The organism is Siphonobacter sp. BAB-5405, from assembly GCF_002872335.1.
Lineage (GTDB): Bacteria > Bacteroidota > Bacteroidia > Cytophagales > Spirosomataceae > Siphonobacter.
Genome location: NZ_NJAG01000042.1, coordinates 111,769 through 119,281, shown reverse-complemented (window position 1 = coordinate 119,281; position 7,513 = coordinate 111,769). Strand labels below are relative to the sequence as shown.

General features: G+C 50.0%; 2 protein-coding genes and 1 pseudogene. 2 read left to right on the top strand and 1 reads right to left on the bottom strand.

Annotated features, from left to right (window positions below; translation table 11 throughout):
* Together BWI97_RS21920 and BWI97_RS21915 are read left to right on the top strand one after the other, a co-directional pair.
* A partial coding sequence (locus BWI97_RS21920; protein ID WP_146010999.1) for a DEAD/DEAH box helicase occupies positions 1-1,839 on the top strand: 1,839 nt, incomplete at its 5' end.
* 209 nt (positions 1,840-2,048) lie between these two features.
* Positions 2,049-3,023 carry a ScyD/ScyE family protein gene (locus BWI97_RS21915; RefSeq protein ID WP_102202809.1) on the top strand — a complete coding sequence of 325 codons (975 nt, stop codon included), beginning with the start codon at positions 2,049-2,051 and terminating at the stop codon, positions 3,021-3,023.
* Positions 3,024-3,254: 231 nt separating this feature from the next.
* Here the strand turns inward: BWI97_RS21915 and BWI97_RS21905 are convergent.
* Positions 3,255-7,373, bottom strand: a pseudogene (locus tag BWI97_RS21905) (response regulator).
* Positions 7,374-7,513 lie beyond the last annotated feature (140 nt).

Here is a 7,513-nt window from a genome sequence, read left to right as displayed (position 1 = left end):
GCCTGGCAGAGTCGGGGTATCACCATTCTGGGTTTTAATGAGCTCGGTAATAATCGTCTGAATGGCAATAAAGCCAAAATTTCGGTACACGTCAGTAGTGGTCTCAACTGGTTTGAAACCTCAATTCAGGTCTCTTTTGGAGCCCAAAAAGTTTCGTTGAAACACCTGCACAAATCGGTTAAAAACAAAAGCCGCTACGTGACCCTGGGCGATGGCACGGTAGGTATTTTGCCCACCGAATGGCTGGAAAAGTTTGACCGCTATTTTCAGGCAGCAGATCTGATCGAAGACCGCCTGCGTACACCCGCGATTCAATTGCCCAGCATCCGGGAATTGTACGAAGAAGAACTACTGAGCGAATCGGTACGGCAACAGTGGGCCCGGTACGCAACCAAGGTGGCTAATTTTGATGCCATTGAAGCAGTACCCGTGCCCGAAGGCTTGCAAACCCACCTGCGTAACTACCAGAAACAGGGCTTATACTGGCTCAATTTTCTGGATGAATTTGGCTTTGGCGGCTGTCTGGCCGACGATATGGGGCTGGGAAAAACCATCCAGATCATTGCTTTTATTCTGTCCCAACGTGCGAAAGTTCAGCGAAATACGAATCTCATCGTCGTACCCACCTCACTGCTATTTAACTGGCAGGCTGAAGTAGCCAAATTCGCTCCTTCCATTCGGGTGCTTACCCTGCACGGCTCGGGCCGGGTAAATGATCCGAAGACGTTCGATGCGTATGAAATCATCCTCACTTCGTACGGAACCCTGATTTCGGATATTCATCAATTAAAAAGCTACGCCTTCAATTACGTATTTCTGGACGAATCACAAGCCATCAAAAACCCGGAATCGCAGCGGTATCAGGCCGTATGTCTGCTACAATCCCGGAATCGGATCGTGCTGACGGGTACGCCGCTGGAAAACAATACTTTTGATTTATACGGGCAGCTTTCATTCGCGTGTCCGGGATTGCTGGGTTCCAAACAATCCTTCAAGACGTATTATTCCACGCCCATCGACCGGTTTCAGGATCGGCAGCGGGCTCAGGAACTTCAGAAAAAAGTAAGTCCGTTTATTTTGCGACGTACCAAAGCTCAGGTGGCGTCCGAGCTACCCGACAAAACCGAAATGGTACTGTTTTGCGAAATGGGTACGGAGCAACGACGGGTTTACCACGCCTACGAACAGGAGTTTCGCAACTTCCTGACGACCAGAAAAGAAGGGGATATTCCGCGGGAGTCGCTGCACATTTTACAGGGACTCACCAAGCTTCGGCAGTTGTGCAACTCCCCCGCCCTGCTCAACGACGAGACTTTTTACAGTGGGGCTTCGGCGAAAATTGACGTGTTGCTGGAAGAAATCGAAACCCGTGCTCCTCAGCACAAAATTCTGGTGTTTTCGCAGTTTGTGGGGATGCTCGATCTGATCAAAAGTGAACTGGAGTTTCGCGGCATTGCTTTCGAATACCTTACCGGACAAACGAAAAACCGGGCGGCCCGCGTACAGCGTTTTCAGACCGATGCCAGTGTGCGGGTCTTTCTCATCAGCTTGAAGGCTGGTGGTACGGGACTCAATCTGACCGAAGCCGATTACGTCTATCTGGTCGATCCCTGGTGGAATCCGGCCGTGGAAAATCAGGCCATTGACCGGAGCTACCGCCTCGGGCAAACGAAAAAAGTAGTAGCTGTTCGGCTGATTTGTCCGCATACCATCGAAGAAAAAATGCAGCAACTGCAGGAATCCAAACAGGAACTGGCCAGTGACCTAATTCGTACGGACCAGTCGCTGCTGAAGTCACTTACCCGGCAGGATTTGCTCAGCTTACTCAGTTCCAATTAAACGTATTCATATACTCAAGTCCGTTGGGAAGTGCATACGCTTTTCAACGGACTTTTCCGTTCACTATCAAAATTTCGCAGTTCACTGCTAATATTCATTAGTTCAGTTACTTATCTTGCCAAATCTTCCGTTCACCAACCTATCTTCGGAAGTCTTTTCAACCTGCCTTCTGCCAAAGGCCCATCTGCTCACTTTCAAATCTCTTCTTCATGAAGCGTAGCCTTTCCCTCCTTTCGTCTGCTCTTTTGGTAGGGCTGTTTAGCTGTACCGATCACGAAGTACCCAATCCCGGCGAAGTTAGTCGCCAAACCGTCGCTGAAAATCTGAAAAGTCCCATTGGCCTGGCCTTCAACGCTCAGGATCAGATTTTCGTAACGGAAGCCGGTACGGGTAATCAGGATGCCCGGGTTTCCATGGTTATGAATGGTCAAACCATGCCCGTAGTTACGGGGATGCAATCGATAGCTGCTGAAGGTACCATCGAAGGTATTGGTCACCTGTACTTCCACGGCGATTCCCTGTACATTCTCCACGGCATCGAAGGGATGATTTACAGCGTAAAGGCTTCTTCATTGAATCCCAATCAGCCTTTGGCGGCTTCTTCCATTACCCGCCAGTTTGTGCGGCCCTTTGTGGATAGTCTGAAGCTGGTGACGCCGTTAAACTCCAATGTATACAACCTGACGGCCGGACCCAACGGAGATCTGTACATCACCGACGCGGGTACAAACATTGTATTGAAACGCGAAAAAGGTACGGGTAAACTCAGTCTGTTTGCCAAAATTCCGAAAGTTACGGCCACGGCCGAAGCCGTACCCACGGGCATCGTATTTGATGGACAAAAATTCCTGGTAACTGCGTTGAGTGGTGGCCCTTTCATTGACGGTACATCGAAAATCTTCCAGATCGATCTGGCGGGCAACGTAAGCGACTATAAAACCGGGTTTACTACCCTAACCGATATTACGCTTTCGGGAGCCAATAAACCCGTGGTTGTTCAACTGGCAAGATTTGCGTTTGCTCCTACCCCCGGTTTTGTACCCAATTCCGGGAACCTGCTCAATGAAGAAGGTAAAGCCGTTGCAACGGGCTTTTCGATGCCAACCGACATTGAAAACAGAGGCACGAATAAATACTACGTGCTGAATCACGGCTCAGGTAAGCTGGAAATGGTTAGCTGGTAAGTAAAGCTTTTTAGAATATTGTTTGACAAGCCGAAGGTGGATCCCTTTCGGCTTGTTGCTTTTTAGAGGTGAGGCTAACGCTCTGTTGTCGCGTTACCCCCGCAATTGTTAAGGTTGGGTTGAAATCCAACCTTAACAATTGGGTCAAGTCTACGGCTCCGTTAGGTTATGAGTAGTTGCGATAGGCTTTCTGAATTCGTTGACAATCCGTCGTTGACGTATCCATGCTGATTAGACCAGGGGCGTTTTCAGCGAAGATGCCCGAATCAGGCAGGTTTTTAACTCATTGACTTGCAGTGGTTTCGATAGGTAATCGTTCATGCCCGCCTGTAAGCAGGTATCCCGGTCACCGGGCAAAGCATTGGCCGTCATGGCAATGATGATGGGCTGGAGCCAGGGTCTGGAGCGGATCACTCGGGTAGCCTCCAGCCCGTCCATTTCCGGCATCTGTACATCCATCAGGATGACGTCAAAACTCGATTTTTCCAGAATGTCCAACACTTCCCGGCCGTTACCCGCCAGAGTAATTTCGTAGCCAAGCTTATTGAGCGTACGCAGCACTACTTTCTGGTTGAAGAGGTTATCCTCAGCGACCAGAATACGCAGGGGGTATTCGGCGGCAAATAGCTGGTCGAGCAAGTGCGGCGTAGCTTCCGACGGGGCCGGCGGCGGGGTCAATCGCTTGAGTTGTTGCTGAATGGCCTGGTACAACTGATTTTGCTTGACGGGCTTGGTCAGGATCGTTTCGAACAGATCGGCATACGTATGGCGGGTTTCGTCGCCTACTGAACTCAACAAAATAATGGGCAGGCCCGGATGTAGTGGTTTGATGACCCGGGCCAGCTCCACCCCATTGCAATCGGGCATGTGCATATCCGTAATTACCAGCTCAAACGGGCCTTCCTGCCGCAAGGCCTCCAGACCTTTGGCCGCCGAGCTGGCCAGTACAGGAATGAGCCGCCATTGTTCCAGTTGAGATTTTAGAATGAGGAGATTCGTTTGATTATCATCTACGATCAGTATTTTCTTGTCTTCGTAATCGTTCGTATTCAGCACTACGTACTGGCGGCGGGAAGTGGTGCTAACTTCCGTACGAATGCTAAAGGTAAACGTTGTGCCCTGACCCTGGGTACTGCTTACGCTGATCTCCCCGCCCATGAGCTCTACCAACCGTTTACTGATGGCGAGCCCGACGACCCGTCCCCCCGTACTTACGCGTGGTGGAGGAGTCAACCTGCGAAAAGGATTTGAACAGCCGTGACATTTTGTCGGCCGGAATGCCAATCCCCGTATCCACTACATTAAACTGAAGCAACAGCGTATCCGGTTCAGAGGCAGGCAGACGCATGACGCGGACAAAAATTTCTCCGGCCGGCGTAAACTTGATGGCATTGCTCACCAGATTGGTCAATACCTGACGCAGCCGCAGGCTATCGCTTTTGATGAAAGGCGGTACATCATAATCCATCTGATAAATCAAATCCAGACCGATAGCAGAGGCTTTGTTGGCGAAAATGTCCAGCGTTTCTTCGATACACTGGCGTAGGTCTACCTCCTGGTGTTCAATTTCCAGACTGCCGGATTCAATCTTCGAAAAGTCCAGAATATCGTTAATGACGCCCAGCAGATTATGACCACACTGCCGAATGGTTTCGGCGTATTCCTGCTGTTCAGTGGTCAGTGGAGTCTCCTGCAACAACGTCGTCATGCCCAGTACTCCATTGAGTGGGGTACGGATTTCGTGACTCATGGTAGCCAGAAATATACTTTTCGCCTGGTTGGCTTTTTCTGCCTGCTGACGGGCCTCGGCTTCCTGTTCCTTCTGCTCGCGTAGTTCTTCGTTGACTACCTGCAAATCAGTAGCCAGACTCTGGAGTTCTTCTTTCTGCACCATCACTTCCGCATTAACCTGCCGCAGGGCCTGGGTTTGTTCGAGCACCTGGCCTTCCAGTTTCTTCCGCTGGGCCTGCATGCGTTGGGTTCGCCACAGGTAGATACCGTATAAGACTACGATCAACAGCAAAACGACCAGCACCCGAAACCACCAGGTCTGGTAATACGCGGGCATGACAATCACCTCAATACTCGCTCCTTTCTGATTCCAGAGGCCGTGGTTATTCGCAGCTTTTACGTGAAAAGTATACGTTCCCGGATCCAGATTGGTATACGTAGCCGTATGGTTATTACCCACATAGTTCCAGTCTGAGTCGTACCCTTTCAACTGATAGGCATACTGGTTTTTATGCGAAGAGGTATAGTTAATCGCTACGAAATCAAAGGAAAAGGTGGATTGCTCAGGAGATAATCGGATTTCTTTCGCCTCCGTAATCGCCGTCGTCAGAGGCGAATCCTTGTCTCCTACGTCAACGGGTCTGTTAAATAAAGAAAAGCCCGTAATATACACCTGCGGTACAAACCGGTTGACGATGATATGGCTGGGATTGAAGGTTACAAAGCCTTTATTACTACCGAAATACAGCGTACCATTGCGGGTACGAACGTGGGCATTCTGTACAAAATTATTACTCAGCAAGCCATCGGCTTTGGTAAACTGCTGGGTAGTGCGTTCTTCGGGATTAAACTTCACCAGTCCCTGCAAGGTACCCAACCACAAATTCCCCTGCGTATCTTCTTCAATGGACTGAATCCCTTCCAGAGCCGGTAGCGGAACCGTGATAAAGGTCTGGGATTTAGGATCGTACTGACTTAGTTTTTTCTGTCCCAGCCAGACGCGGTTTTTCCGATCCACGTACAAAGCCTTGATATAGTGATTATTCTGACTGTTTTCACTACGCTGGTATTGAACGAAACGCGAAAGCTTCCGGGTTGAAAGATGATAGCGACTCAGCCCGTCCTGCGTTGTTCCAATCCAGAGATTTCCTGATTGATCCTCAGTAATGTCGGTAATGTTTTCGCCATAAAATTTGTGCTGATACGCGTCGGTTGACAAGCGGGAAAACTGGCGGGTTTTGGGGTCCATGCGGTTGAGTCCACCGAAAAAAGTACCTACCCACAAGGTTCCCTCGTGGTCTTCAAAAAGTTTCCAGATGTGATCCGAACTCAGGGAATTGGGATTGTTAGCATCGTACAGGTACCGCTTGAACTGGCCCGTGGAGCGGTCCAGCAGGTTAAGTCCGTTCCAGGTTCCGACCCATAGGTTGCCCTGGCGGTCTTCCAAAATGCTGAGTACTGAATTGCCACTCAGACTGGTTGCATCCTGATCACTATGCCGGTAATGCGTAAAGGTTCGGGTTTTCGGATCGAAACGATTCAGGCCCCCCTCCCCATCGAGTCCCAGCCAAATAATTCCTTCATGGTCTTCACAAAAAGCTTTTACTTCATTGTGACTCAGACTATTGCGTGAAGATGTCTGGTAATAAAAATCGAAGAGGCTGGCGTTCAGATTAAACAGGTTCACACCGGCCCGTTGCACGCCCGCCCAGATGTTATCGGTGCGATCCTTCAGTAAACTGGTAACCGTATTGTTGGAAATACTCAGGGGATTGGTATAGTCGAACTGATACCTGCTGAATGTTTCCGTTTGCGGATTGAACAGATTCAAACCGCCGTTTTCCGTCCCTATCCATATCTTACTGGGCGTATCAACGATGATACTCATGAGCATGTCGGACGCAATGCTGCGGGGATTGCCCACCTGATACCGGTAGACCCGCAACTGTTTCAGACTCGGATTGATGACGTTCAGCCCCCCGCCGTAGGTACCCACGTACAGATTTCCTTTTGCGTCTTCGGACATGCACCGGACATACTCATGACTCAGGGGCTGGTCGAAACCCATTTCTGCCGGAGTAGAATAAAATTGCTGTTTTTTCCGGTCGAACAGGTTGAGGCCTTTCTGGGTACCCACCCAGAAGCTGCCCCGGCTGTCTTCCAACAGACACGTTACCTTATCGTGCGTGAGCGTATGCGACTTGAAAGCATCATGACGGTAGTTTTTAAACGTTTGCGTCTCCGCATCAAAACGATTCAGGCCACCGCCGTAGGTACCCACCCAAAGCGTGTGTTGACGATCTTCGTAGATGCACATGATTTCATTACTGCTCAGCGAAGTCGCATCCCCCGGTCGGTGGGTGTACCGAACAAAGGTGTTATGCTGACGGTCGTAACGATTCAGGCCATCCGGCGTACCTATCCACAATTGATGCCGATGATCTTCATAGACGCACCGGACATTGTTACCACTCAAACTATGCGGATCCTGCGGTTCATTCCGGTAGGTAGTCATGTGCTGCCCGTCGTATTTGTTCAGGCCATCGTACGTACCCAGCCACACAAAACCCTGACTATCCTGTACGATACATTGCACGTTGCTTTCCGACAGTCCCTGATCGGTGGTCAGGTGGGAAAAACGGATTGGAATCTCTTGCGACAGGGCAACGGTACCTGTCAGCAAAAGCAGGAGTACACTCCAGAAAGCTTTCATAAAAAGGTAAGACGCAGGGCGAGTATCAGGCCAATTTACCCTAAAT